General features: G+C 51.7%; 27 protein-coding genes. 23 read left to right on the plus strand and 4 right to left on the minus strand.

What is annotated here, in order from left to right; translation table 11 throughout:
- Nucleotides 1–52 precede the first annotated feature (52 nt).
- From OGY10_RS09870 to OGY10_RS09975, 22 genes are all read left to right on the plus strand, one after another.
- A complete protein-coding gene (locus OGY10_RS09870) occupies nt 53–550 on the plus strand; it encodes a phage terminase small subunit P27 family (RefSeq protein WP_279275601.1) in 498 nt (165 codons plus the stop codon).
- Entirely contained in the window at nt 547–2,274 is a 1,728-nt protein-coding gene (locus OGY10_RS09875) for a terminase large subunit (RefSeq protein ID WP_016150031.1), read from the plus strand. The genes OGY10_RS09870 and OGY10_RS09875 overlap by 4 nt, the downstream gene beginning before the upstream one ends.
- Nucleotides 2,268–2,447: a hypothetical protein gene (locus tag OGY10_RS09880; protein ID WP_003832363.1), complete on the plus strand. Its 180-nt coding sequence runs from the start codon at nt 2,268–2,270 to the stop codon at nt 2,445–2,447. The genes OGY10_RS09875 and OGY10_RS09880 overlap by 7 nt, the downstream gene beginning before the upstream one ends.
- Nucleotides 2,447–3,706 carry a phage portal protein gene (locus OGY10_RS09885; RefSeq protein ID WP_286576689.1) on the plus strand — a complete coding sequence of 420 codons (1,260 nt, stop codon included), beginning with the start codon at nt 2,447–2,449 and terminating at the stop codon, nt 3,704–3,706. Before OGY10_RS09880 ends, OGY10_RS09885 begins: the two co-directional genes overlap by 1 nt.
- A 36-nt stretch (nt 3,707–3,742) precedes the next feature.
- Nucleotides 3,743–4,663, plus strand: a complete 921-nt coding sequence (locus OGY10_RS09890) for a S49 family peptidase (protein WP_286576690.1) — start codon at nt 3,743–3,745, stop codon at nt 4,661–4,663.
- A 72-nt stretch (nt 4,664–4,735) separates the two neighbouring features.
- Nucleotides 4,736–6,022, plus strand: coding sequence for a phage major capsid protein (locus tag OGY10_RS09895; RefSeq protein ID WP_286576692.1), 1,287 nt, complete (start codon nt 4,736–4,738; stop codon nt 6,020–6,022).
- 97 nt (nt 6,023–6,119) lie between these two features.
- A complete protein-coding gene (locus OGY10_RS09900; protein WP_044700565.1) occupies nt 6,120–6,497 on the plus strand; it encodes a hypothetical protein in 378 nt (125 codons plus the stop codon).
- A complete protein-coding gene (locus tag OGY10_RS09905) occupies nt 6,478–6,795 on the plus strand; it encodes a head-tail connector protein (RefSeq protein ID WP_003832371.1) in 318 nt (105 codons plus the stop codon). The genes OGY10_RS09900 and OGY10_RS09905 overlap by 20 nt, the downstream gene beginning before the upstream one ends.
- Nucleotides 6,792–7,142: a phage head closure protein gene (locus tag OGY10_RS09910; protein WP_003832373.1), complete on the plus strand. Its 351-nt coding sequence runs from the start codon at nt 6,792–6,794 to the stop codon at nt 7,140–7,142. Before OGY10_RS09905 ends, OGY10_RS09910 begins: the two co-directional genes overlap by 4 nt.
- Nucleotides 7,111–7,500 carry a hypothetical protein gene (locus OGY10_RS09915; RefSeq protein ID WP_042309009.1) on the plus strand — a complete coding sequence of 130 codons (390 nt, stop codon included), beginning with the start codon at nt 7,111–7,113 and terminating at the stop codon, nt 7,498–7,500. Before OGY10_RS09910 ends, OGY10_RS09915 begins: the two co-directional genes overlap by 32 nt.
- Complete coding sequence (locus tag OGY10_RS09920; RefSeq protein WP_032943069.1) at nt 7,497–7,898, plus strand: HK97-gp10 family putative phage morphogenesis protein; 402 nt, start codon at nt 7,497–7,499, stop codon at nt 7,896–7,898. The genes OGY10_RS09915 and OGY10_RS09920 overlap by 4 nt, the downstream gene beginning before the upstream one ends.
- Nucleotides 7,899–7,931: 33 nt before the next feature.
- On the plus strand, nt 7,932–8,414 hold the full coding sequence (locus OGY10_RS09925) for a hypothetical protein (protein ID WP_003832379.1): 483 nt from the start codon (nt 7,932–7,934) through the stop codon (nt 8,412–8,414).
- Nucleotides 8,415–8,476: 62 nt separating this feature from the next.
- On the plus strand, nt 8,477–8,839 hold the full coding sequence (locus tag OGY10_RS09930) for a phage tail protein (protein ID WP_044700554.1): 363 nt from the start codon (nt 8,477–8,479) through the stop codon (nt 8,837–8,839).
- Nucleotides 8,840–9,086: 247 nt separating this feature from the next.
- Nucleotides 9,087–12,389, plus strand: a complete 3,303-nt coding sequence (locus tag OGY10_RS09935; protein WP_286576695.1) for a phage tail tape measure protein — start codon at nt 9,087–9,089, stop codon at nt 12,387–12,389.
- Entirely contained in the window at nt 12,390–12,722 is a 333-nt protein-coding gene (locus OGY10_RS09940) for a phage tail protein (protein ID WP_086538890.1), read from the plus strand. It abuts the gene before it with no gap.
- 8 nt (nt 12,723–12,730) lie between these two features.
- Entirely contained in the window at nt 12,731–13,426 is a 696-nt protein-coding gene (locus tag OGY10_RS09945; RefSeq protein WP_192469007.1) for a phage minor tail protein L, read from the plus strand.
- Nucleotides 13,427–13,437: 11 nt separating this feature from the next.
- Complete coding sequence (locus OGY10_RS09950; RefSeq protein ID WP_286576698.1) at nt 13,438–14,172, plus strand: C40 family peptidase; 735 nt, start codon at nt 13,438–13,440, stop codon at nt 14,170–14,172.
- Nucleotides 14,070–14,747, plus strand: a complete 678-nt coding sequence (locus OGY10_RS09955) for a tail assembly protein (protein WP_286576699.1) — start codon at nt 14,070–14,072, stop codon at nt 14,745–14,747. The genes OGY10_RS09950 and OGY10_RS09955 overlap by 103 nt, the downstream gene beginning before the upstream one ends.
- Before the next feature lie 328 nt (nt 14,748–15,075).
- Nucleotides 15,076–15,453 (plus strand): hypothetical protein, encoded by a 378-nt coding sequence (locus tag OGY10_RS09960; RefSeq protein WP_286576701.1) that lies wholly within the window; start codon nt 15,076–15,078, stop codon nt 15,451–15,453.
- Between the two features lie 98 nt (nt 15,454–15,551).
- Nucleotides 15,552–18,938 (plus strand): phage attachment tail tip protein J, encoded by a 3,387-nt coding sequence (gene gpJ / locus OGY10_RS09965; protein ID WP_286576703.1) that lies wholly within the window; start codon nt 15,552–15,554, stop codon nt 18,936–18,938.
- A 53-nt stretch (nt 18,939–18,991) separates the two neighbouring features.
- Nucleotides 18,992–20,944 carry a prophage tail fiber N-terminal domain-containing protein gene (locus tag OGY10_RS09970; protein WP_286576704.1) on the plus strand — a complete coding sequence of 651 codons (1,953 nt, stop codon included), beginning with the start codon at nt 18,992–18,994 and terminating at the stop codon, nt 20,942–20,944.
- An 11-nt stretch (nt 20,945–20,955) separates the two neighbouring features.
- The gene (locus OGY10_RS09975; RefSeq protein WP_286576705.1) at nt 20,956–21,540 is read left to right on the plus strand and encodes a DUF4376 domain-containing protein; all 585 of its coding nucleotides are present in this window, start codon (nt 20,956–20,958) and stop codon (nt 21,538–21,540) included.
- Between the two features lie 531 nt (nt 21,541–22,071).
- Here OGY10_RS09975 and OGY10_RS09980 read toward each other — a convergent pair.
- From OGY10_RS09980 to OGY10_RS09995, 4 genes are read right to left on the minus strand one after another with little or no spacing between them, the layout of a single operon-like run.
- Nucleotides 22,072–22,239: a hypothetical protein gene (locus tag OGY10_RS09980; RefSeq protein ID WP_155553786.1), complete on the minus strand. Its 168-nt coding sequence runs from the start codon at nt 22,237–22,239 to the stop codon at nt 22,072–22,074.
- Nucleotides 22,226–22,570: a hypothetical protein gene (locus tag OGY10_RS09985; RefSeq protein ID WP_191226127.1), complete on the minus strand. Its 345-nt coding sequence runs from the start codon at nt 22,568–22,570 to the stop codon at nt 22,226–22,228. Before OGY10_RS09985 ends, OGY10_RS09980 begins: the two co-directional genes overlap by 14 nt.
- The gene (locus OGY10_RS09990; protein WP_286576707.1) at nt 22,561–23,664 is read right to left on the minus strand and encodes a hypothetical protein; all 1,104 of its coding nucleotides are present in this window, start codon (nt 23,662–23,664) and stop codon (nt 22,561–22,563) included. Before OGY10_RS09990 ends, OGY10_RS09985 begins: the two co-directional genes overlap by 10 nt.
- Before the next feature lie 34 nt (nt 23,665–23,698).
- Nucleotides 23,699–24,178 carry a hypothetical protein gene (locus OGY10_RS09995; RefSeq protein ID WP_191226125.1) on the minus strand — a complete coding sequence of 160 codons (480 nt, stop codon included), beginning with the start codon at nt 24,176–24,178 and terminating at the stop codon, nt 23,699–23,701.
- Between the two features lie 431 nt (nt 24,179–24,609).
- Here OGY10_RS09995 and OGY10_RS10000 point away from each other — a divergent pair, with 431 nt between their 5' ends.
- Nucleotides 24,610–25,143: a hypothetical protein gene (locus OGY10_RS10000; protein WP_286576708.1), complete on the plus strand. Its 534-nt coding sequence runs from the start codon at nt 24,610–24,612 to the stop codon at nt 25,141–25,143.
- Nucleotides 25,144–25,403 lie beyond the last annotated feature (260 nt).

The raw sequence follows: 25,403 nt of genomic DNA on the forward strand, positions 1-25,403 counted from the left end.
TCCTCGTATTTTTATACCCGCGAAAAATGAAATTTAACCAGGAGTGTCGCTTATGGCTGGAACGGCGGGGCGTTCCGGGCGTCGTCCCAAGCCAACGGCGCGCAAGGAGCTGGCAGGAAACCCCGGCAAACGAGCCCTGAATAAAGAGGAACCTGTATTCACACCGATTAAAGGTGTGGCACCACCTGACTGGTTTTCTGAGGATGAAGGTTTGCCAATGGCAGCCATCATGTGGGAACTGACCACGAAAGAATTATGTGGACAGGGACTACTCTGTGTTACCGATCTTGCCGTACTTGAGCGCTGGTGTGTTGCCTATGAGTTCTGGCGCAGAGCGGTTAAAAATATCGCCAGAGAGGGGCTGTCTATCACTGGTGCTATGGGGGGGAAGATAAAAAACCCTGAGTTAACCGCAAAGAAAGAGCAGGAATCGGAGATGAGTTCTACCGGATCCATGCTTGGCCTTGACCCCAGCAGTCGTCAACGACTGATCGGCCTTGCCGGACAGAAGAAAACCTCTAACCCCTTCCTGAAGATGATCAACTCATGAGCCGGAAATCGTACCCCAACGTAAACGCCGCGAATCAATACGCCCGCAACGTTGTGCGGGGGAAAATTCCGGCGTGCCAGTTTGTCATTCAGGCCTGCCAGCGTCATATCGATGACATGGCGGCTGAAAAGAGTAAGAAATTTCGTTACCGCTTCGATAAAGACATGGCAGAAAAGGCCGCGAAATTTATCCAGTTGTTGCCACATACAAAAGGAGAGTGGGCATTCAAGCGGATGCCGATCACTCTGGAGGCATGGCAACTGTTTATTGTGTGCTGCGCCTTTGGCTGGGTCCAGAAAGGGTCGAAGCTTCGACGATTTCGCGAGGTTTACACGGAGATACCGCGTAAAAATGGGAAATCAGCTATTTCGGCAGGTGTGGCGCTGTACTGTTTTACCTGTGATAACGAGTTTGGCGCTGAAGTATATTCCGGGGCCACAACTGAAAAACAGGCGTGGGAAGTATTCAGACCAGCTCGTCTGATGTGTAAGCGCACCCCGCTGCTGGTGGAAGCGTTCGGGATTGAAGTAAATGCGTCCAACCTGAACCGGCCAGAAGATGGCGCGCGTTTTGAGCCGCTGATTGGTAACCCTGGGGACGGCGCTTCACCGCACTGTGCGATTGTTGACGAGTATCACGAACATCCCACAGATTCGCTCTACACCACTATGCTGACGGGTATGGGAGCGCGGCGACAACCACTAATGTGGGCGATCACGACGGCGGGTTACAACATTGAGGGTCCATGCTACGACAAACGGCGTGAAGTGATTGAGATGCTGAACGGCACAGTACCGAATGAGGAATTGTTCGGCGTGATATACACCGTCGACGAGGGGGATGACTGGACCGATCCTAAAGTGCTGGAAAAAGCTAACCCGAATATGGGCGTGTCGGTCTATCGTGACTTTCTCCTCAGCCAGCAACAGAGAGCTATTAATAACGCCCGTCAGGCTGGTGTATTTAAAACTAAACACCTCAACATCTGGGTTGCAGCCCGTGCCGCTTTCTACAACCTGGTTTCCTGGCAGAACTGTGAGGATAAGACACTTACGCTTGAGCAATTCGAAGGACAGCCATGTGTTCTGTCTTTCGACCTGGCGCGCAAGCTGGATATGAACAGTATGGCGCGGTTGTTCACCAGGGAAATTGACGGCAAGACACATTACTACAGCGTTGCTCCCCGCTTCTGGGTTCCCTACGACGCAGTATTCAGCGTTGAAAAGAACGAAGATCGTCGTACTGCGGAGCGATTTCAGAAATGGGTTGAAATGGGACTGCTTACAGTTACTGATGGCGCTGAAGTTGATTACCGCTACATCCTTGAAGAGGCCAAGGCGGCAAACAAGCTCAACCCAGTCAGTGAGTCACCGATTGACCCGTTCGGCGCGACGGGGCTTTCACATGATCTGGCGGATGAAAGCCTTAATCCGATCACTATCGTTCAGAACTACACCAATATGTCTGATCCGACGAAGGAGCTGGAAGCCGCCATTGAGTCAGGCCGCTTTCATCACGACGGGAACCCGATTATGAGCTGGTGTATCAGCAACGTCGTCGGGAAGTATTTGCCCGGTAATGACGATGTGGTTAAACCCATCAAAGAGCAGAACGAAAACAAAATCGATGGCGCGGTTTCGCTGATTATGGCAATCGGACGGGCAATGTTGAATAGCCGGGCGAGTAATTCATCCGTTTACGACGAGGAAGATGTAGCATGCTAATGACGTTTTTAAGTTTTTTTATCGGCCTCGCCGGAGCCGCGTTACTGTCTGCCGGTGCCTGGCTTATTTCACCTGCAGCCGGGCTTATTACCGGCGGTTCAATCTGCCTGCTGTGGTCATTTTTAATCGCGAAATCAATGTCTGCCAGCGTAATTAAATCAGGGGGTGAATAATGTTCATTCCCCAGATGTTTCGGGGTAAATCTCAGTCTGGTGGTAGTTTCTGGCAGGCGATGCTGGGTGGTGTGAGTTCCAGCCAGAGCAAGGCGGGGATCATTATCACTTCTGAAACCGCAATGGCGTTATCGGCGGTCCGGGCATGTGTAACGCTTCTGGCAGAATCGGTGGCGCAGCTGCCGTGTGAACTTTACAGGCGAGGCGCTAACGGAGGCCGTGAACGGGCGACTGACCACCCTGTTTATGATCTGATTCATTCCCAGCCCAACAAAAAAGACACTTCATTTGAATACTTTGAACAGCAGCAGGGCCTGCTTGGTCTGGAGGGGAATTGCTACTCGATCATCGACAGGGACGGGAAAGGTTATCCCCGCGAATTAATCCCGGTTAATCCCCAAAAGGTCATTGTCCTGAAAGGCCCGGATGGGATGCCATATTATGAACTACCCGAAATTGGCGAAACGTTGCCAATGCGCATGATGCATCATGTGAAGGTCTTTTCACTGGATGGCTATATCGGCAGTTCCCCAATCAAGACGAACGCGGATGTTCTTGGGCTAAACCTCGCCGTGGAAGAGCATGCTTCTCAGGTCTTTCGCCGTGGTACAACGATGAGCGGCGTTATTGAGCGTCCAAAAGACGCTCCGACGATCAAAAGCCAGGATGCTATCGACCGCCTGCTGGCAAAGTGGACCGACAGATATTCCGGCGTCAGAAACGCCTTCTCTGTTGCATTGCTTCAGGAAGGGATGAGCTACAAGCAGTTATCTCAGGACAATGAGAAAGCGCAGCTGTTGCAGTCCCGTCAGTGGGGCGTGGAGGAAGTGTGCCGACTCTATAAAATCCCGCCTCATATGGTGCAGATGCTGGCGAAAGCCACGAATAACAACATTGAGCACCAGGGGCTGCAGTTTGTGATGTACACGCTGTTGGCCTGGCTGAAGCGTCATGAAGGCGCATTAATGCGCGATCTGCTTTTACCCAGCGAGCGCGGTGATCTGTACATTGAATTCAATGTTTCTGGCCTGCTGCGCGGGGATCAGAAGTCACGCTATGAATCTTATGCACTAGGCCGACAGTGGGGCTGGTTATCGGTTAACGACATTCGCCGCATGGAGAACCTTCCACCCATCGCCGGAGGGGACAAATACCTGACTCCTCTGAATATGGTCGACAGTAAACAAATCTTACCTGGCGATAACACGCCAACAGCAAAACAACTGGCAGAAATCAACTCTATTCTGTCCAGAAACTGAATATCACCCGCAGTGCGGGCTGACCTGGTAAACATCATGACAAAAAATTTAATTAATCTGCCGCACCTGGCGGCTATGGTCTTTGGTGTTCCACATTACGTGACACGACAGACAATGGATTCTGTAAAAGCTGTGCTGGTTCCCCGTATTCAGGGATTATCAGAAGAGGCTGGAATTCACATGACGCAGGATCCTGATAACAATCAGGCGCCAGATTTGGTTCAACCAGCTGGTGGAATGGCAGTTATTCCTGTTCACGGCATTCTGGTTCCGCGTCGTGGGCAAATTACTGCAATGTGTTCTGAACTTACCAGCTATGAGCGCATACGTAGCCAGGTGCATGCTGCATTAAATGACCCTTCCATCAGTGAAATTGTGCTGGATATAAATTCTGGTGGTGGTGCGGCGGTTGGATGCAAGGAACTGGCCGATTATATTTTCCAGTCACGTCAAACTAAGCCTATTACTGCAATTGTGAACTACAGCGCCTATTCTGCGGCTTACTTTATCGCTTCGGCCTGCAGCAAAATTGTAGTCAGCCAGACCAGTGGAGTCGGCTCGATTGGAGTGATTATAGAACACCTGGATACTTCCAGGATGGAAGAGCAAATGGGGTTAACATTCACCACGATTTTTCGGGGAGATAACAAAAATAACGGTACACAACATGAGCCACTGAGTGAACACGCTCGGGGAATGTTCCAGAGGATGATTGACGATATGTACGAGACATTTATTACCTCTGTAGCGGAATACCGGAATCTTGCCCCTCAGGCGGTGATTAACACGCAGGCCGGAATCTATTTCGGCGCTGATTCCATTTCTGCTGGTCTTGCCGATGAAGTTTCGGATCCTCAGTCTGCGATTAATGCCATTGCAGCAAAGTACAAACAACCTCAACAAACCACTTCCATAAAGTTGCAGGCCGCCGCGATGGACCTGCAAACCAGAATGTGACCCGGCGCTAACGCGTCATTACCAGAAAGCAGCCTGTTGGCTGCTTTTTTTATGCCAAAAAGAGAGAAAACTATGCCACAGATTGAAGAATTACGTCGTCAGCGTGCGGGTATTAATGAACAGGTACAGGCCCTGGCCACGATTGAAACTACTGGTGGAACGCTGACAGCGGAGCAGTTAACCGAATTTGCCAGCCTGCAGCAGCAGTTTACAGATATCAGTGCCAAAATGGATCGTCTGGAAGCAGCTGAACGTGCTGCAGCGCTTGTTGCCAAACCGGTTAAAGGTACACAACAGGCTCCGGGTATCAGCGTTAAAGCAGAGCCAAAGCAATATACCGGCGCAGGAATGACCCGTCTGGTGATGTCGATTGCGGCAGCACAGGGTAACGTCCAGGATGCTGCTAAATTTGCAGCTGAAGAACTGAATGACCCGTCTGTCTCGATGGCCATCAACACTGCCGCCGCGTCAGGTGGCGTTCTTATTCCGCAAAACCTGCACAGCGAGGTGATCGAACTGCTGCGCGATCGCACCATCGTCCGTAAGCTGGGCGCGCGCTCCATTCCGCTGCCGAACGGCAATATGGCGCTGCCGCGTCTGGCCGGTGGTGCGACGGCGAGCTACACCGGGGAAGGCAAGGATGCGAAAACATCAGAAGCGCGCTTCGATGATGTGAAACTCACTGCGAAAACCATGATTGCAATGGTACCTATCTCCAACCAGCTGATTGGTCGTGCTGGCTACAACGTGGAGCAGCTGGTCCTGCAGGATATTCTGACCGCGATTTCTGTTCGTGAAGATAAAGCCTTTATGCGCGATGACGGTACCGGTGATACGCCTGTCGGTATGAAAGCGCGGGCAACTGAGTGGAACCGCCTGCTGCCGTGGGAAGCTGCTGCAGAGGTTAATCTGCAGACGATTGATACCTATCTCGACAACATTATCCTGATGGCTATGGACGGGAACAGCAACATGATCAGCTGCGGCTGGGGCATGTCGAACCGGACTTACATGAAACTGTTCGGTCTGCGCGACGGTAACGGTAACAAGGTCTACCCGGAAATGGCCCAGGGGATGTTGAAGGGATTTCAGATTCAGCGTACCAGCGCTATCCCGGCAAACCTCGGTGACGCAGGCAAAGAGTCGGAAATTTACTTCGCGGACTTTAATGATGTGGTTATCGGTGAAGACGGCAACATGAAGGTGTCGTTCTCGCAGGAAGCCTCCTACCAGGACGGGGATGGCAATCTGGTTTCCGCGTTCTCCCGTAACCAGTCGTTGATCCGCGTGGTGACGGAGCACGACATCGGCTTCCGTCATCCGGAAGGTCTTGTACTCGGGACAAAAGTGCTGTTTTAACCGGTCCTGCACTCTGTGCGACCACGATCGCACAGAGTAAAAGCACGTAATCCCCCAGGCCCGCAGCAGCGGGTTTTTTCTTTTCAGGAGCAAAACGATGACAACGAAAGCAGCAAAAGCAGCGGCAGCGGCGGCTGCAGCCGGTGATGTGAAAAAGCCGGATGAACTGACGCCGGAAAATACAGTGGACGGGGATGGCGGTCAGAATACTGCAGCGGGTTCAGGTGATACAGGTGTTGATCTGACCGGAAGTGAAACCAACGGGGCCACGGGCCTGACGGGAGCAGAAGTGGCGCGGAAAGCGGTTTTTTTCCTGGGACCCTATCATCGTTATTCACGCGGTGATACGGCCTGTTTTGATGCTGAGTACGCAGAGAAACTGGTTGAACGCCATATTGCGGTATGGCCAGAAGATGCGGAAAAGGCGCTGAGTCCCCGCAAGGGAGCCGATGACCATGATACTGACATTGGATGATGTGAAAACCCAGCTCCGTCTGGAGCCGGATTTCACGGAGCATGACGACATGCTCACTAAAATGGTGGCGGCAGCGCAGAAGAGTATTGAGCGTGACTACTACTGCAAACTGGTGGGAAGCGATGACGAACTGCAGGCGCTGCCGGAAGGGGTACGCGGTTTTGTGGCGGATGAAGATATCCAGCTGGCCATGCAGTATCTGGTCGGGGATGCGTATCTGAATGGTTTCACTGGTCAGTGGCTGGAGACGGCTGCGGTCCGGCACCTTCTTTTCCCGTTGCAGGAGAACACGGTATGAGCCTGAAGCCGGAAGAAATGACCTGCCGTCTTTCGATTGGGTATATGCAATCCGGCCGGGGGCCGCTGGGTGAACATCTGCCGGAACAACTGGTCGCGACCGGGAAAGCCTGGGCGAAGCGCGAGCTGGTATCGGGCAGAAAGGTCCGCACACTGGATCAACAGCAGGTTGTTGAAACGTGTCTTTTTACCACTCATCCGAACCTGAATATTGATATCGACTGGAAAATAACGACGTCTGACCGGGTTTATACCGTTCGTAACGTCGAACGTCTTGCGGACCGCATCATCATCACAGGGGAGGCAGACGCACGTCATGATCGAGCTGGCATTAAAGACAGCACTTGAACGCCTGACCGGGCTGGATGTTTATCCTCTGCTCCTGCCTGATGAGCTGCAGGAGGGGATTACTTACCAGTGTATTTCCGATCCGGAGCTGTACGCCGGACTGTTGCGCACAGGCCTGATTGCGGGCCGCTTCCAGATAGCGATTCATCTGCTTAATGACTACACCCGCCTGTTACAGCTGGATAAGAAAATCAGCGCGGAATGGACCGCTATCGTGCATGGCCAGCTGGAGGGTTTTCCCGTGCAGAATGTGGTCCGGGGTGGAATACAGCAGAGTAAAACGGTACTGACCAGCGGCAATATTCAGTACCGGCTCGTGCGGGATTTTACCTTTCACTACCGGGACGCCTCACCATGATCACTATGGACGTAAAAGGGCTGGACGAGCTGGAGCGGCAGCTTACTGCGCTCGGTGAAAAGGTCGGCACGAAGGTGTTACGTGATGCAGGGCGTGAGGCGCTGAAAGTGGTGGAAGAAGACATGAAACAACATGCCGGCTTCGACGATGCGTCCTCTGCAGAGCATATGCGTGATTCCATCAAAATTCGCTCTTCCACCCGGAAAGGTCGCGGAAATACGGTGGTCACCCTTCGGGTTGGCCCCAGCAAAAAGCATTACATGAAAGCGCTGGCCCAGGAGTTCGGGACGGTTAAACAAGTTGCCGATCCGTTCATCCGTCCGGCACTGGATTACAACGTCCAGAAGGTTCTGCGCATTCTGACCGTAGAAATCCGCAATGGCATTCAGAACAGGTAGCAACCGCTGCCCACTATTTAAGAGAGAATCATTATGGCTGATGAAAATAACACGCCAAAATCATCCCCTGAGTACGCAATGCTTCCTGCCGGGACGGTGGTGAAGTTTGGGGAGGTAGGAGCCGCTGTAGCGGCATTGAAACCGCTGATTAACTGCAAGGCGCTGGGCGCGACAGGTCAGACGGGAGGATTTGTCGACTGTACCACCCTGCTGGACAAGAGTAAGCAGTCGGTGTCAGACCTGCCGGAAGGGCCGGAGAAATCTCTGGGATTCATTGACGACCCGGAAAACGAAGATTTCACCGCGTTCCTCAATGCTGCAGAACAGCGTAAGACCGTTCAGTTTTATATTGAGCTGCCGAACAAACGAACGGCTTCAATGATCCTTGCGCTTTCAGGCTGGCAGATGAACGAAATCACAGCGCCTGCCAGTGAAGTTATCCAGATTACGGTGCAGGGTAAGCAAAACAACATTAAATGGGGAATTGCCGCCCCGGCGCCAGATGCCGGCGCGTAATCCGTTTCCCGTTACACACCGCCTCCGGGCGGTTTTTTTTCGTCTGAAAAACAGGATACATCATGTCTGAATTTAGCCTCTCCGAACTGAAAAAGGCCCTGCTCAGCGCAAAACCCTCTCCAATTAAAACCGAAATCTTCGGTACAAAGGTTTACCTTCGCCGGCTGACGGCGGCTGAGCTTATTGATCATGAAGATGCGCTCATCGAGGCACAGACCTCTGGCAACGCCCGCATGGCGTCAGAGCTGAGCGTACAGATTGTTATCGACAGTCTGGTTCAGCCTGACGGCTCCCCGATTAAAGCCAAAGACAAACCCACGGCGAAGGAGCTGCTGGCGGCACACGATAACGTTGCGCTTCTGGATGCCATCGACAAAGTGAAAAAGCACGGCATCGGTAAGCTGGAAACCGCCGAAAAAAACTGAGTGACTCGCCCTGGCTGGAGCTGATTTTCTGGCTGGCCGACCGCTGGGGCGAGCCTGACCCGTCAAAAATTGCGGCGCTTCCGGCTGACACGCTTTTTCACTGGCGTGCTTTCTTCCTCAAACAGGGCATTTTCAAAAAGCCTTCGCCAGAAGGTTCTGACAATAACCCGCCCCCTGTTAAATCACCCGCAGCAGCGAACCAGAGTCTGGATGCGCAGTGTGCGGCAGTCATGAAGGTATTAATGTAATGGGTGACGTTGCCTCTCTTGCCGTTGGGCTGCATCTGAATGCAGCGAACTTTAAATCGCAGCTGATGAGCGCCTACGGCAGCGCTGAGAGTCAGTCACGCCAGTTTAACCGCAATGCCCAGGCCGATGCGAAAAAGACGGAGGATGCCTATAAGCGTGTTTCTGCTTCGGTATCGGGGCTGGCAGGCAGGCTGGCAGGTTTTGCCGGGGCGGGTTTATCGCTGGGTACCTTTATCAGCACCACGCGGCAGTACAGCCAGTCGTTGTCGGATTTGCAGGCTATCACCGGTGCCACCAGTGCGCAGATGAAACTGTACGATCAGGCGGCGCAGGAAATGGGCCGCACAACGGAATACAGCGCATCACAGGCCGCTGAGGCGATTAAGCTGATGGCTTCGGCAAAGCCTGAACTGCTGAGCACCTCTGCGGGGCTGACGGCGGCGACCAAAAGCGCGTTAACGCTGGCCCAGGCCGCTGGGACCACGCTTCCGGATGCCACCCGAACGCTGGCCCTGTCATTAAACCAGTTTGGGGCGGGAGCCAGTGAAGCCGACCGGTATATCAACGTGCTGGCTGCTGGCGCGAAATTTGGCTCGTCGGAGATAGCCGATACTGCTGCCGCGATTAAAAATGGCGGGGTGGCAGCGGCACAGGCTGGCGTGGGTTTTGAAACCCTCAATGCCGCCATACAGGTACTGGCGGAGCGCGAAGTGAAAGGCGGCGAAGCCGGGACCGCACTGCGCAACGTGATCCTGAATCTGGAGAAAGGAACGGATAAGACCCTGAAGCCTTCTGTTGTCGGGCTGAGCCAGGCGCTGGAGAATCTGGCGGGAAAAAACCTGTCAACAAAACAGGCCGTAAAGCTGTTCGGGGTGGAAAACCTCAGCGCAGCATCCATCCTGGTGCAGAACCGCGAGAAGGTGGAGTCGCTGACCGCCGCCCTGACCGGTACGCAGACCGCGCATGAGCAGGCCGAAATCAGGGTAAATAACCTGAACGGCGATCTTCTCAGCCTGACTTCGGCTTTTGAAGGTCTGATTATTAAGGTAGGACAGAGCGGAAACGGCCCGCTGCGCAGTGGTGTCCAGACCGTTACCGATGCCATTAATGGCCTGACGGATAATTTCAATACAGTAGCTAACGTTGCGCTGTATACGCTGATTCCTGTTCTGGCGACAAAACTGACGGCAGGTATCAGGGGGAACATCGGTGCCTGGGTTGAGCAGCAGCAGGCAGTCAGGGCCAGCGCGATGGCGCAGGCCGATATGGCGCGAAAAACGCTGGAAAGTACCGCTGCCACGCTGGCGCAGAATAACGCAGAATTCGGGCGTTATCGGGAAATGGAGAAAAGCGCCAGGCAATTTGGCCTTAACGTGAGTTACCAGAGCGAGTTTAACCGCTTAATTCGCCAGGAAACCGAGCAGACACTGCTCTCCACCCAGGCAAAGAGCCAGCTGAATGCAGCCAATAAACAGCTGTCCGTTTCAGCCCGCGCAGCCTCTGCAGCGGTAGGTATGGCCAGAGGGGCGCTGGCACTGGTGGGCGGTCCTGTGGGCGCAGCGATGCTGGCCGGTTCGGCGCTGCTCTATTTCCATAATCAGGCGAAGAACGCCCGCCAGTCGGCGATTGACCTGAAAAATGCTGTTGTTGAAACGAATGAAGAACTCAAAAAACTGTCGCTTAACCAGCTCAACGTGAAGCAGTTGGACATTGATGAACAGTTTGAGAATCAGGTTATTCAGCGAAATAAACTGATTAAAGAAATTCAGGATGCGGAAAGCCGTATTGATGGATTGAGTGGCTTCGATCCGTTCGGACAACTTAAAGGCGTACAGAACGATAAAACCCGCTACAAAGGGGATCTGGATGCCGTTGAACAGGGGTTAAAACTCCTCAAAGAACGGCAAAAAATTGTCAAAGAGGCCATAGAACAAGCTAAATCAGGGAAACTCGATCCCACACCGAAGCCGGATAAACCAGGGAATGAAACAGGGAGCGATAAACCTGATACCCCCTGGACCGGGGAAGGCGGTGATACTGGTAAGGGGCAAAAGTCGAAGGTTAACCAGTATGAGCAACTGCGGCGTGAAATCGAAGCAGCGCATGCCTCCAGTCTCGGACGTATCAACCTGCAGGAGCAAGAAAGCGCCAGAAAACTTCTTGAAGCCGCCCGCGCTGACGGAGCCAGCGAGGCTGATATTCAGAAGACTTTGCTGCTGAATGCTGAAAACTATCAGAAACAGCGCCTCGAACTGGCAGAACAGTATGCGCCAGCCAGAGCAACTCTTACGAAAGAGCGTGAAGCGGGCCAGGAGCTAAAGTCGCTCCTGAATGCCCGTCTTCTGGATGAAAAGGAATACCAGACGGCCAGAATCACGCTGGCACAAAGTACAGCCCGCGAACTTTTACAGGCACAGGCAGCGGCAATGTCTGCCCCTCTGATTGATATTGCCGGGACGGTTGATCCGCTGGCAGAACTGCGCAATCAACTGACCGAGCGTCAGTCACTGCTGCAGGCTTTTTACCAGAACGATGCGATCAATAAAGAGCAGTACGAGCTGCTGAAGCAAAAGGCTGACAAGGATTCTGCGGATGCGCAGTACCAGACGGCGGTGGAGCTTTATAAGTCGCAGGGAAACCTGAACAGCCTCGCCATTGGCCTGATGGAAACCACCCAGGAGCGAACCTCCAACATGCTGACCGGCATGCTGAATGGTACACAGACACTCCGGGACGGGATGATTGGGTTATTTTCCTCCCTGACACAGTCGGTGATTAAAAACCTTGTCGATATGGCAGCGCAGGCGCTGATTACCAACACCATCCTGAAATCCATTATGGGCATCGGCGGCAGTCTTTTTGGCGGCGCAGCCACCGCGAGTACCGGCACGGCCATCAGCAGTTTTGGGAGCAGTTTTAGCTTTAATGCGAAAGGCGGTGTCTATGACTCACCTTCCTTAAGTGCCTACAGTAACGGCATCTATGACAGCCCGACCCTGTTTGCTTTTGCAAAGGGGGCAGGCGTGTTTGGTGAAGCTGGCCCGGAAGCCATTATGCCTCTGGCAAAAACGACTGACGGTACGCTGGGTGTCAGGGCGCTGGGTGACCCGGGTTCCTCTGGTGGTGGTGTGAATGGGGGGATTGCTTATTCACCTGTGTATCACATTACCATTCAGAATGACGGGCAAAACGGGCAGATAGGGCCGCAGGCATCGCAGATGCTGGTCAAAATGGTCGACACGCGTGTCATGAGTATCCTGAGAACTCAGGGACGTGATGGCGGCATGCTGGCGGGAGGATAAGTGAAAACCTTTCATTGGGTACCCAGGGAGGGGATGCCGTCTTCTGTTTCCCCTTCGGTGACAACCATTAAATTTGGGGATGGTTATGAGCAACGTCGCCCGACCGGACTCAACCATCAGTTAATTAACTTCCAGCCTGTTTTCCGCATCACGTCGGACAATTCCCGCACCGCACTTGAAGCGTTTCTGGTCGAGCATGGAGGATATAAAGCCTTTTTGTGGCGACCGCCAAAATACAACCGCACGATTAAAGTTGTCTGCCGGGAATGGTCTGTTACGGACAACGTCACGTATTCTGATTTCAGCTGTAAATTTGAGCAGGTCATTGCTTAAGGATCCTTATGCAGGATATACCTCAGAACACCCTCAACGAAACCACGAAAACCGAGCAGTCGGCCCGCATTGATTTGTGGGAAATCGACCTGACGGCCTTTGGTGGCCAGCGTTACTATTTTTCAAATGAAGCGAACGAGAAGGGCGAGCCGGTCACCTGGCAGGGGCGGAAGTATGACGTTTACCCGATACAGGGAACCGGATTTGACCTGGTGGGGAAAGGAACTTCCGCCCGCCCGACGCTGGCAGTGTCGAACCTGTTTGGCATGGTTACGGGACTTGCGGCAGATATGCAGAGCCTCGTCGGTGCCACGGTGGTAAGGCATGTTGTATACGCCCGTTTTCTCGATGCGGTGAACTTTACAGGCGGCAACCCGGAGGCCGATCCGGAACAGGAAGTGGTCAGTCGCTGGAAGGTAGAACAGTTATCCGAACTGAAAGCCACCACGGCGACTTTTGTGCTGGCCACACCGACCGAAACGGACGGCAGCGTGTTTCCGGCGCGGATCATGCTGGCTGATGTCTGCAACTGGACCTACCGTTCTGATGAGTGTGGCTATGCCGGTCCGCCTGTGGCGGATGAGTTTGACAAGCCCACGGCAGACCCGGCAAAAGATGCCTGCAGTAAATGCCGTACTGGCTGCGAGCTGCGTAATAACCTGCCGCGCATCGGCTGTTTCCTCTCCATTAACCGTCTTTCCTGATGGATATAACCATGAAAAAAACTATCCTGGCGCATGCTGCTGCGTGTGCGCCTGCTGAATCGTGCGGCTGGGTGGTGAACACGACTGCTGGGGAGCGGTATTTTCCCTGCCAGAATCTTTCCGCTGAACCGACCCAGTATTTCCGTATGGATCCGGCAGATTACATTCAGGCGCAGGCGGCGGGCGATGTGGTGGCCCTGGTACACAGCCATCCTGATGGCCTGCCGTTCCTCAGCGATGTTGATCGCCGCCTGCAGGTGCAAAGTGGCCTTCCGTGGTGGCTGGTCTGCGATGACCGGATATACAAATTTCGCTGCATGCCTTTTCTCACCGGGCGGGCATTTGAGCATGGCGTGACGGACTGTTACACCCTGTTCCGCGATGCGTACCATCTGGCGGGTATTGAGATGCCGGATTTTGCGCGGGGGGAGGACTGGTGGAAGCAGGGAGATAATCTCTATCTGGATAATCTGGAGGCGACCGGTTTTTACCGCGTGAATGCCGCAGAGGCACAGCCCGGAGACATTCTGATTTGTTGTTTTGGTTCATCGGTTGCCAACCATGCCGCGATTTACTGCGGCGACGGCGAACTGTTGCACCATATTCCTGATCAGCTAAGTAAACGCGAGAGGTATACCGACAAATGGCAACGCCGCACACACTCCATATGGCGACACCGGGCATGGCACGAGTCTGCCTTTACGGGGATTTACAACGATTTGGCCGCCGCTTCAGCCTCAGTATAAAAACAGGGGCCGAGGCCATTTACGCGCTGGCCATGCAGATACCGGGCTTCCGGAAGAAAATGAATGATGGCTGGTATCAGATACGCATCGCCGGTCAGGATGTGAATGAAACCAGCCTGTCAGCCCGTCTGCACGAGCCGCTGCCGGACGGTGCCATTATTCATATTGTCCCACGCATGGCTGGGGCTAAATCCGGTGGTCTGTTCCAGGTGGTGCTGGGAGCAGTGGCAATAGCCGCGTCCTTTTTTACGGCAGGGGGAAGCCTCGCTCTGTGGGGAGCTGCGTTATCTGCCAGTGCTATTTCAGCATCCTCAGTCTTGTTTTCTATGGGGATGGCCATGATGCTGGGTGGTGTGGCGCAGATGCTGACGCCCCAGGCAAAAATCCCCTCGTCCCGGCAGACCGATAACGGCAAACAGAACACCTATTTTTCGTCACTGGACAACATGGTGGCTCAGGGTAATGCCCTGCCGGTGTTGTACGGTGAAATGCTGGTCGGCTCCCGCACGATCTCCCAGGAAATCAGCACACGGGATGAAGGTGGAGGCGGTCAGGTGGTGATCATCGGACGCTGATAATGAGAAAATAGATATTTTTAAACTACTTATGTAGTATCTGTATCATTACTATGTATATGGATATATTAATCATGATTAAAATTGCGAAAATATTATTTTTATCGTTATCATTCATATCATTATCGACTTATGCTGATAATAAGCTAAATGCCCCACTAGGATTGGCATGGGGTATTGATGCAAAAAAAATAACCACTGATTTTTCAGCTAAAGAGATTTTTGAACCATCGGGGAAATTTAGATTCAGTGATGCAGAACGAGTAAGGTTATTTGAGATAAAAAAACGCCACTGTCTTTGCCAGGGTTTAACAAGGTTAACGGATTGGTGGATAAAGAATATGGACTGTTCGCAGTGTATCTGGTTAAATCTATTACTAATGATGATTTTGGTGTAGAAGGGAAAGACTCTTTTTATAATATTAAAAAAAAGATTTCTGCTAAGTATGGGAAACCGTCTGTTGAAGATGATTCAATTCTGAACATTAATAAAGATCAAGATTTTTATTCTTGCATATCGTCTTATTCTTGCGGCAATTTTTATGCGAATTATTTAGTAGGCAACAATGAAGGTATAGCTATTAAACTCTTTGGTAAGACTAAAGGAACTGGAGAGCTATTGGTTATGTATGAAAATTCTGACGGTAAACGCATATTTGATGAATTTCAAAAAGAGCAGGAATTATTGATTAATAAAGCCTTGTAAATAACGAATGAAATAAAATTTGCTGTAAATATAAAAGTTCAGCTTTATCTAATTAAAACCGCCTCCGGGCGGTTTTGTCGTTTCAGAGGGAACAGATTATGGGTAAGGGTGGTGGCAGCAGTAAAACGCCGCATGAGGCTCCTGACGACCTGAAATCCAGTCAGATGCTGACGGTAGTTGATGCCATCTGCGAGGGGCCGATTGAAGGTCCTGTGGATGGGCTGAAGAGTGTCAGAATTAACAAAACGCCGGTCCTCGACAGCGACGGTAACGCGATGGTTCACGGTGTCACCGTGGTTTACCGCGTGGGGGAGGATGAGCAGACTGCGATGGAGGGGTTCGAAGACTCCGGCGCTGAAACCCTGCTGGGTGTGGAGGTGAAGAAGTCAGAGCCGGTGACCCGCACTATTACCACCAAAACGCTGGACCGTCTGCGCTTTACCTTTGGTGTGCAGTCGCTGGTCAGTAACAGTACCAAAGGCGACCGCAACCCAACCAGCGTACAGATGCAGATCCAGTTTCGCCGGGAAGGTAAGTGGCAGGTGGAACGGAATATCACCATAACAGGTAAAACGACCACGCAGTTTCTGGCATCTGTGGTGATTGATGATTTGCCGCCCCGGCCGTTTGAAGTCCGCATGCAGCGCCTCACTGATGACAGCACGACAGACCTGCTGCAGAACAAAACGGTGTGGTCGGGCTATACCGAAATCATCGATGTAAAGCAACGCTACCCGAACACCGCTGTTATCGGGGTAAAAGTGGATGCGGAGCAGTTTGGCAGCCAGCAGGTTACGCGAAACTATCACCTGCGCGGGCGTATTGTGCCGGTACCATCGAATTACGATCCGTTAAAACGGACCTATTCGGGAATATGGGACGGAACGTTTAAACCCGCCTGGACAGATAATCCGGCCTGGTGTGTGCTGGATATGCTGACTCACCCGCGCTATGGCATGGGAAGCCGCATTGGTGTTGCTGATGTGGACAAGTGGGCGCTGTATGCCATTGCACAGTACTGCGATCAGCCTGTTCCTGACGGTTTTGGCGGGACGGAGCCGCGTATTACCTGCAATGCGTATCTGACGGACCAGCGAAAAGCGTGGGACGTGCTGGGGGACTTCTGTTCCCTGATGCGCTGTATGCCGGTCTGGAACGGCAGCACCCTGACGTTTGTGCAGGACCGGCCTGCAGATAAAGCCTGGACTTATACGCAGAGTAATGTGGTGATGCCTGCTGACGGTGCGCCGTTCATCTACAGCTTCAGCGCACTGAAAGAGCGCCACAATGCCGCCGAGGTCCGTTACACCGACCCGAACAACGGCTGGGAAACGTCAACCGAACTGGTGGAAAACGACGCTGCCATCCGGCGCTACGGTCGCAACGTTCTGAAGATGGATGCGTTCGCCTGTACCAGTCGTGGGCAGGCGCACCGCGCCGGACTGTGGGCCATCACCACCGAATTGCTGGAAACGCAGACGGTGGATTTTTCCGTAGGGGCTGAGGGGCTGCGACATGTTCCCGGCGATATCATTGAGGTCTGCGACAGTGATTATGCCGGTGTGACCGTGGGCGGACGCGTCCTGTCGGTCGACAGCCTTACGCGCACGCTCACGCTGGACCGTGAGGTGGAGATACCGCCAGGCGGCAATGTGGTGCTGAACCTGGTGGGCAGCGATGGCAAGCCTGTTACCGTGGCAGTTACCGCACATCCGGCTCCGGACCGCGTGACCGTCAGCCAGTTACCCGATGGCGTGGCGGCGTACAGCGTGTGGGGACTGAAACTGCCGGACCTGCGCCAGCGCCTGTTTCGCTGTGTGGCTATACGGGAAAACGATGATGGCACGTATGCCATTACCGCCGTGCAGCATGTTCCGGAGAAAGAAGCCATCGTGGATAACGGGGCGACGTTTGATCCGTTACCGGACACCGGTATCACGAATACGCCGCCTGCCGTGCAGCACCTGACCACAGAGATTCTGGCGGAGGACGGGCAGTATCAGGCGCGGGCGCGATGGTCAACTCCGCGTGTGGTGAAGGGGGTTAATTTCTCCCTGCGCCTGACGGTGAAAGCGGAAGATAACAGCGACCGTCTGGCCAGCAGCCTGACTCTGAGCGAAACGGAGCACACCTTCCGCAACCTGTCTCCGGGGCGTTACACCCTGACGGTCCGGGCAGTGAACAGCCAGGGCCAGCAGGGCGATCCTGCCAGCACGGATTTCAGCATCGCCGCACCCGCAGTACCGTCTTATGTTGATCTGACACCCGGCTATTTCCAGATAACCGCCACCCCGCGCCAGGCGGTATATGACCCCACAGTGCAGTATGAATTCTGGTTTACGGATACGCAGATTGCCGATATCCGCCAGGTGGAAACCGATGCGCGTTATCTCGGCACCGCGCTGTACTGGATTGCAGCAAACGCGAATATCAAACCCGGCAAGGATTATTACTTCTATATCCGGGCCGTGAACCAGGTCGGGAAATCGGCGTTCGTGGAGGCTAAAGGGCAGGCCAGCAACGATGCGGCGGGTTACCTGGATTTCTTCAAAGGGGAAATCACCGAAAGCCATCTTGGGAAAGAGCTGCTGGAGAAGGTGGAGCTGACGGAAGACAACGCCAGCCGGCTGGATGAGTTTTCGAAAGAATGGCAGGACGCGAACGGCAAATGGAATGCCATGTGGGGCGTGAAGATAGAGCAGACCAAAGACGGGAAGCACTATGTGGCTGGTCTGGGCCTGAGCATGGAAGACACGGAAGAAGGGAAGGTAAGCCAGTTCCTGGTGGCAGCAAACCGTATCGCGTTTATCGACCCGGCAAACGGTAATGAGACCCCGATGTTTGTGGCTCAGGGGAATCAGATATTTATGAACGAGGTGTTCCTCAAGTATCTGACGGCTCCCACTATCACCAGCGGCGGGAACCCGCCGACCTTTATGCTGACGCCTGCCGGCAGGCTGACCGCCCGTAATGCGGATATCAGCGGCCATATCAGTGCAAACTCTGGTGCTCTCAACAATGTGACCATTGAGGAAAACTGCACCATCAAGGGGACGATGCGGGCAGAGAAGATTGTTGGCGATATCGTTAAAGCAGTTGGAGGGGCTTTCCCCGGTACCCCGCGTTACCCGAATGGAACCCTCACGGTCCAGATACAGGATGATCACGATTTTGATCGGCAGATAATTATTCCCCCCATCACTTTTGCAGGAGCAAGTGGGCAATCAGCCACAAGTAATGACCGGTGGACAGATTGTGGGCTTGTTGTGAAGCACAACGGCAGAGAGATATACAACGCATATCCCGCAATTCCAACGAAATCATTCAGTACAGTCATTGATATGCCAGCCGGAGCTGGAAATGTGACCCTGAGTTTTACGGTTTCATCTAAGGGTAATGGTGGTGGTGGCGATAGCCCGGCTTTTATCAGTAACCTGCTGGTCATGGTGGTGAAGAAGAACAGCACAGGCATCAGCATTTACTGATGACTGAATCCCAAAACGAGCGCTCATTCGGGCGTTTTTTTTATGGAGGAATTATGGCAGTACTTATCTCTGGCGTATTAAAAGACGGAGCGGGGAAACCGGTACAGGACTGCATCATCCAACTGAATGCGAAGAAAACCAGCGCGACCGTTGTTGTGGAGGTTATGTCATCCTCTGTTACGGACGCGAACGGCCATTACAGCATTGAGGCTGAACCGGGTTATTACAGTGTGTCATTGCAGCGGGAAGGTTTTCCTCTCTCAGTGGCTGGCGATATTTACGTGGCCCCGACCGATACGCCGGATACCCTGAATGCGTTTCTCGATGCGCCAAAGGACGCGGACCTTCGTCCGGAGGTGATGAAACGTTTTGAGGAAATGGTAAACCGCGTAGTGGATTTGAGCGGTACAACAGAGAAGGATCGGGAACGAGCCGAACTGGCCGCACAGTCAGCGGAGCAGAGTAAAGACGCGGCAGCGTTGTCTGCAACGGCTGCGGCAGAGTCACAGCGCCAGGCGGCACTCTCTGCGGGTGCTGCTGATGATTCTGCCCGGTCTGCTGCAGATAATGCCCGACAGACCGCGCAGAACGTTCTGGCCAGCAGTGCAGATGCTGACAGTGCGGCAAAGTCGGCACAGACAGCGACGGAAAAGGCAGGAAAGGCAAAGATCGCCGCTGATGCGGCACAGAAAGCGCAGCAGGAGGCAGGCGCTTTGGCACAGTCTGCAGCAGGGAGTGCCGGAAGTGCATCTGCGTCAGCACAAACAGCAGGTGAGCATGCCGGTAATGCAGCCGCATCTGAAACCTCAGTGCTTGAAAACGTCCTCACGGCTATACAGGCTGCAGAACAAGGGGATAACAGCGCTGCAGCTGCAGCGCTAAGTGAACAGCATGCCAGGGAGTTCTGTGAAAAGGCTGCTAAATCAGAGACTGAGGCAGCAGGCAGTGCACAATCGGCTTCCTTAAGTGAAGCATCAGCATTGCAGGCTGCGAAAACTGCTGAGAATCAACAAAATGCAGCCACTGAGAGTGCCACTCGCGCAGAGCAGGCCAGAGATGAGGCCCTGACGCTGCGCGATGAAGCTCAGGAAGACGCCCTGAATGCCCGGAACAGCGCACAGACTGCTGCTGCCAGTGAGAAAGAAAGTGGACAGGCAAGGAATGAAGCACAGCTCCTTGCTGAACAGGCCAGAAGTGCAGCCTCAAAAGCCGCCGCTGATACCATTAAAGAGATACAGGAAAGTGAAGACCTCAGTGGTCCGCCAGGTCCGCAGGGGCCAGCAGGTGCAAAAGGTGAAAAGGGTGACAAGGGAGACATCGGGTTAACGGGGGCAACAGGACCAATTGGCCCTGCTGGTCCGCAAGGACAGGCAGGTGCAAAAGGCGAAAAGGGTGACAAGGGAGACACCGGGCTAACGGGGTCTACAGGACCAATAGGCCCTGTAGGTCCGCAGGGGCCAGCAGGTGCAAAAGGTGAAAAGGGTGATACCGGATTAACGGGGGCAACAGGACCAACTGGCCCTGCAGGTCCGCAGGGACCGGCAGGTGTAAAAGGGGATAAGGGAGATAAAGGGGATACCGGGTTAACAGGACCACAGGGACCACAAGGACCTGCAGGCGCTAAGGGTGCAACAGGAGCTACTGGACCACAAGGACCAGTAGGTGCAAAGGGAGCAACAGGCGCTACGGGACCGCAAGGGCCGCAGGGACCAGCAGGCGCACCAGCGGGTGCTCTTCATGCTGTAGGTTCGTTTGCGCTGGCATATATGAGTGTTGGAGCACCTCTTGCCCCAGGCGCAACCGTTGCAGGGGGGAGTCTCAAGGCTTGCGGCATTATTTTTCCACCGGATCGTTATAGTACATACACTATTGATGCCTACAGGTCGGGTGTTCAATATGGGCCTTACCCTCTTCCGGGGACGTGGCGAGCTTGCGGCATTATCTCAAACCAGTGGCCAAACGGTACTACTTCGCATTATGTAGGTCTTTTTCAGCGAATTTCATAAAAGGAGATTGTATGAACATTGAGGGCATTCAGGCTCCTGAGTGGGCGAATAAAGAACATACAGCGATTAACTGCAGGGTTAAATTTGCAGAGTTTGATGAGTTTCTGCCGTTCACTGCATGTCCGAATGATTTTGAGGAGCATGGACGCCGTATCTACAGCGAGCTTGAATCAGGAAAGTATGGACCTGTCGCCCCTTTTATTGTGACTGACAGGATGGTGGAGGATTTACGAAATCAGAAACTGACTGAAATCAGCAACTGGCGTGACGTTCAGGAAAGCGCCAACATTATTTTTGAACTGGACAATCGCCGGTGGGATGGAGGCAAAGCGTCGCAGGAGCGCCTTGCGCCCGTGGTTATGGCTGGCAGCTCAGGACAGTTACCGGAAGGGTTCTTCTGGACGGATGCGGATAACCACGATGTTCCGGTGAATTTTGCGTTCCTGCAACAGCTTGAGGCGGCGATGATGCAGTCAATGGTGATGCATGGCTTCAGAATTCACGAACGGCAGAGGCAGATGAAATCGGAGGTAGCGTTACTTACAGATATTAATGCCATTGCTGAATATCCAGTTGGCTGGCGTGAAAGTAAATAATGAGCTGGTTCATCTTTCTAAATGTCTAAATTGTATTAGCTCAGATTTGATCTGACACAGCTATGGTACTGACCTGAACCTAATCTGACGAGCAGGTCTGTACCAAAAGCGGACACGGCTAACATCATGATGTACTAATCTACGGGGAGCAGGTCAAACTCACTATAATAATGAGCGAACCCATCAGGGAAAAATGTGCTGTGGCCGGACGCCAATGGATACATTACTTGATGGAAAATGCATCTGGGCTGATTAAAATTTTAGGCAGATGTAATCTGACAGATACCTGTATAAATAACCGGTAACTGTCAGATCAGGTCTGAGCTAATACATATCAGATAACGGGAAGTGGACATCATCAATATGCTAAATATGCTTGATCGTAATACTTCGTCATTCATCTCTGGTCACTATCACGAAACCTTTTCTTTTTTGCTTCCTGCATCGCCTCATGCCTTCTTCGTCTGGGCACCTCATTAGCGCTAAATATAATAACAAAAGCAATTAATGCAATAACAATAAATAAAATAATCATTTGCCGTCCTTTTTCAGTTTTTTATCAATCCCACCCTCTTCCTTTTCAAGCGATTTTTTACGACGTTTTTCAAGATGGTCCGAAGCTTTTTTCCCTGCAAAAGCTGATGAAATAGCAGTCACTAATAACCCAACTGCGGCTAGGATGTTTTTACTTTGTGACAAGACCATATTCCTCGTTCAGAAATCTGTAGAAACCTTTGTCTATAATGCCGTTATCGAAAGGTTCCCGGCCATGGACATCGATTAAAGTATTACGCAGTTTTTGTATCTGCGACTTTAAATCATCCACCGGCATTTCGCCAGAAGCGTACTCATACCTCAGCAGTTCAAGCGAGACAATCGTTTCGAGTTGGGCGGCATCAGCAGCATTAAGATCTTTGCTTTGCCGCAAACGCTCAGCGGCTGCTGTTACTACAGCAGGCTCGCAACAATCATCGGAGTCTTCAAAATGATAAAAGTTTTTTGTATTAGTGGCATGGTTTACTAAACGCATACAGTTTTTACCCAATCGTCAAAATTTGATTCGCTGTCATTAAGTACGGCAATAGATTTCTCGTAATGAGTCATGACTTGACGATGCTGTTTCTGGACTATCAACACCGAGCGGGCACTGTTCCAGAGGAACGGACCGGCAATAAGGTAGTTCAGCTTTCCGGTTCGACCAAGAGTTCCTGTTACCAGTAGAAACATCTGTATAACAAGCGCAGTGCCATAAGCGATCACCGCAAGTTGCGTCCTATGTAGCTCTTTTTCATCTTCCGGAGTATCCAATCCCCTATGGGCAAAAGCGCCATAGGAGAGTAAAAGCATCTTCATAACAGCGTAGCTGGATGCATCAGCTGCGTTTATAGTTCCGTACTCATCTCCCAGAGCCTCCATTAAAGGGTTAGAAGCCGCATAGCCTGATGATTTGGTGGGGTCCTCTTTCCATTCTGTAAAAAAAGAAGAAAAGGGTAAAGGTAACCCTTTCGTTGTGGGTAAATCGGAAAGATTGTGGGTCAGAATATGAAGGATTGCTTTAAGATGCAGGCCGAGTCCACTGCTCCCAGGAAAGTTAATTTCGAGGTATTTTAGCACCAGCGAATATACAGTTTGCCCACCGACATCTTGCCCTCCATACGTATAACCGTCTGGCAGTTTCTGATTGAGATTAAAGTCGTGCCCAAAGATAGAACGATGGTTAGCACCAGCCCGGTAGTCTAAGGGACTGGCACCTGTACCCTCAGGCTTAAAATACTCATGCAGCTTTACGAACTTTTCTTCCAGTGCATCGGCATAGTGATTTGTCATATGCGCAGCGCCAACCCCCATGATCCCAATGCAGGCTGCTACAACGATATCATTGGAATTGAGTGCACGAAAATCCGTCGATATCTCCAGGTCGGCAAGCATCGTCTCGAAGTCTACCGCATCGACTGCCATTTTGGCCCGGTCATCCAGAGACAAGTGAGCGGTGCTCGGATCAACTACGATTTCACCCGTATGCCGCTTCACCAGATAGTCTAGGTTGGTCGCTCTTTGATCCCAGTATGCATCTTCCGGTTCAGCTATGAAAACCGATTTAATTTTGTGCCATATTTTCGCCATTACGTCCTCATGCGCTTTTTAAGCGGAGCTATGTTCAAGGCTGGCTGTCCGTCAGCATGACGGAATAGTGGATCCCATGTGGCAGACTGATTGATAAAGGCTTATTGAGAGTCAGCGGGATGGACTGTGGTGCAAGTGGTATTGTCCTGACAATGCCTCCTACCAGGCGGGCATTCACATATTGCTCGTGATCATAGTAATTTATCTCACCACTGATCTCGGCCGTACTGTTTCCTTTATCTGCGTACAAATCGATATAGATCGTCGCTGCTGCAAATTTTCTGTCCAGATCAGAGGTGAATACTTTTCCAGGCAACGGGCGTAGTGTGTACAGTAGCAAATTACGGGTATTGTCTTTTTTCAGAAGGCTGTCCGCGGTTACAGTTACTGTAGTTGGCCCTGAAACTGGTGATTGCATTTCCGTTTTCAGGTACTGCGTTCTGTTTTCTGAGGGCATAGAACTGCATCCCATCAGCGCAAGACATAAAACAGCAATTCCTGTCATTCTGTTCAATTCAAGTATCCTTCTTTCATTATCATCAAATGATAGTCATTCTGTCAGTATCGGCATGGTTCGCAAATAGTTGATACTAATATGCTCAGAGGGTAGGAAAGGCGATACATATCCGGCTCATGAGGTGAATGTTGTTAGTTACCTCTGCTTTGGTTGTTATCCTTTCAGCTGGTTACTCCGTTCCATGTCCATTGATGATCACGTGCAACTTCCGCTTTTCGCTCACAGCAGACTTTAAACTCACCCAGTACGTCCGTTCTGTGCCAAAAGCGGACGTCATCATTTTTTAAGGTCTAATGAACCAATTGGATAAATCATTATTTACGATAAAGCATACTAATTTTGATTGTTGATTGTTGCTTGTTGCTTGTTGCTTGTTGCTTTAATAGTATTGTATTCTGCTTCTTTAATTGTTATCGCATGGTAATATAATGAAAAGAGAAAAGTCCGTTATAACGCTCCTAATGTTAGCTTTCGCATTTTGTTTGGTTATTATAATTGGAAGTTACATTCTTAATTTCAAGAGCAGTTCAATATCTAATAATCCATCTGACTGGGGAGTCTTAGGTGATTATTTTGGAGGTATTCTCAATCCATTAATATCTTTGATTACGTTGTTTTTCTTGATAAAAACATACTTATCTCAGAAAGAAGAACTTATTCAAAGTGAAATTGCTGCTGATGAGCAGCGTCAAATTTCACAAAAAACCGCCTACATACAGTTATTAAGTACGAAAATTTCAGCATCTTATGAAATTGTCGCGTTGTATAGAGGTGAAATGGAGGGCGTGACCAATGCCATGAATGCCCCAGGAAATGGCAGGTCTTATACCTCAATGGAGGGTAAACTCTATTTTCATGACGACGCACAACGAGAGTACAGGCTATTAATGGCCAGAAAAATAAAAGCAGAATTAGAAAAAATAGATGATTATCTAAAAGAAATAGAATCTCTTCCCAATTGAGTATCTCATATCTGATACTGACGAACATGATATGAAAATATAGTACTAATCGTTCATAATATTTTCTATTTACAGTTAGTCAATGTCCGCTCCTTGCTCACTGCGGACCTTCAGCTCATATAACTTGTCCGCTTCGTGCCAGGAGCGGAAGTTGGTTCAGCGCTGCCTTTTTTCCATCTAGGAGGGCCAACGCTCAATCCCTTAACGTGCTTTGATAACCTCCAGCGCCCTATACTCAACAACGTACCGACAGGCTTCTT

Origin of the sequence: Citrobacter sp. Cpo148 (genome assembly GCF_030332375.1) — a bacterium.
GTDB classification, from domain to species: domain Bacteria; phylum Pseudomonadota; class Gammaproteobacteria; order Enterobacterales; family Enterobacteriaceae; genus Citrobacter; species Citrobacter portucalensis.

Bases quoted from the DNA above. Each gene is read 5' to 3' on its own strand.
- OGY10_RS09870 (WP_279275601.1), top strand. From the start codon at position 53: ATGGCTGGAACGGCGGGGCGTTCCGGGCGTCGTCCCAAGCCAACGGCG.
- OGY10_RS09945 (WP_192469007.1), top strand. From the start codon at position 12,731: ATGCAGGATATACCTCAGAACACCCTCAACGAAACCACGAAAACCGAG.
- OGY10_RS10000 (WP_286576708.1), top strand. From the start codon at position 24,610: ATGAAAAGAGAAAAGTCCGTTATAACGCTCCTAATGTTAGCTTTCGCA.
- OGY10_RS09990 (WP_286576707.1), bottom strand. From the start codon at position 23,664: ATGGCGAAAATATGGCACAAAATTAAATCGGTTTTCATAGCTGAACCG.
- OGY10_RS09975 (WP_286576705.1), top strand. From the start codon at position 20,956: ATGAACATTGAGGGCATTCAGGCTCCTGAGTGGGCGAATAAAGAACAT.
- OGY10_RS09875 (WP_016150031.1), top strand. From the start codon at position 547: ATGAGCCGGAAATCGTACCCCAACGTAAACGCCGCGAATCAATACGCC.
- OGY10_RS09930 (WP_044700554.1), top strand. From the start codon at position 8,477: ATGTCTGAATTTAGCCTCTCCGAACTGAAAAAGGCCCTGCTCAGCGCA.
- OGY10_RS09950 (WP_286576698.1), top strand. From the start codon at position 13,438: ATGAAAAAAACTATCCTGGCGCATGCTGCTGCGTGTGCGCCTGCTGAA.
- OGY10_RS09970 (WP_286576704.1), top strand. From the start codon at position 18,992: ATGGCAGTACTTATCTCTGGCGTATTAAAAGACGGAGCGGGGAAACCG.
- OGY10_RS09915 (WP_042309009.1), top strand. From the start codon at position 7,111: ATGATCGAGCTGGCATTAAAGACAGCACTTGAACGCCTGACCGGGCTG.
- OGY10_RS09935 (WP_286576695.1), top strand. From the start codon at position 9,087: ATGGGTGACGTTGCCTCTCTTGCCGTTGGGCTGCATCTGAATGCAGCG.
- OGY10_RS09955 (WP_286576699.1), top strand. From the start codon at position 14,070: ATGGCAACGCCGCACACACTCCATATGGCGACACCGGGCATGGCACGA.
- OGY10_RS09905 (WP_003832371.1), top strand. From the start codon at position 6,478: ATGATACTGACATTGGATGATGTGAAAACCCAGCTCCGTCTGGAGCCG.
- OGY10_RS09925 (WP_003832379.1), top strand. From the start codon at position 7,932: ATGGCTGATGAAAATAACACGCCAAAATCATCCCCTGAGTACGCAATG.
- OGY10_RS09910 (WP_003832373.1), top strand. From the start codon at position 6,792: ATGAGCCTGAAGCCGGAAGAAATGACCTGCCGTCTTTCGATTGGGTAT.
- gpJ (WP_286576703.1), top strand. From the start codon at position 15,552: ATGGGTAAGGGTGGTGGCAGCAGTAAAACGCCGCATGAGGCTCCTGAC.
- OGY10_RS09895 (WP_286576692.1), top strand. From the start codon at position 4,736: ATGCCACAGATTGAAGAATTACGTCGTCAGCGTGCGGGTATTAATGAA.
- OGY10_RS09890 (WP_286576690.1), top strand. From the start codon at position 3,743: ATGACAAAAAATTTAATTAATCTGCCGCACCTGGCGGCTATGGTCTTT.
- OGY10_RS09880 (WP_003832363.1), top strand. From the start codon at position 2,268: ATGCTAATGACGTTTTTAAGTTTTTTTATCGGCCTCGCCGGAGCCGCG.
- OGY10_RS09920 (WP_032943069.1), top strand. From the start codon at position 7,497: ATGATCACTATGGACGTAAAAGGGCTGGACGAGCTGGAGCGGCAGCTT.
- OGY10_RS09885 (WP_286576689.1), top strand. From the start codon at position 2,447: ATGTTCATTCCCCAGATGTTTCGGGGTAAATCTCAGTCTGGTGGTAGT.
- OGY10_RS09985 (WP_191226127.1), bottom strand. From the start codon at position 22,570: ATGCGTTTAGTAAACCATGCCACTAATACAAAAAACTTTTATCATTTT.
- OGY10_RS09900 (WP_044700565.1), top strand. From the start codon at position 6,120: ATGACAACGAAAGCAGCAAAAGCAGCGGCAGCGGCGGCTGCAGCCGGT.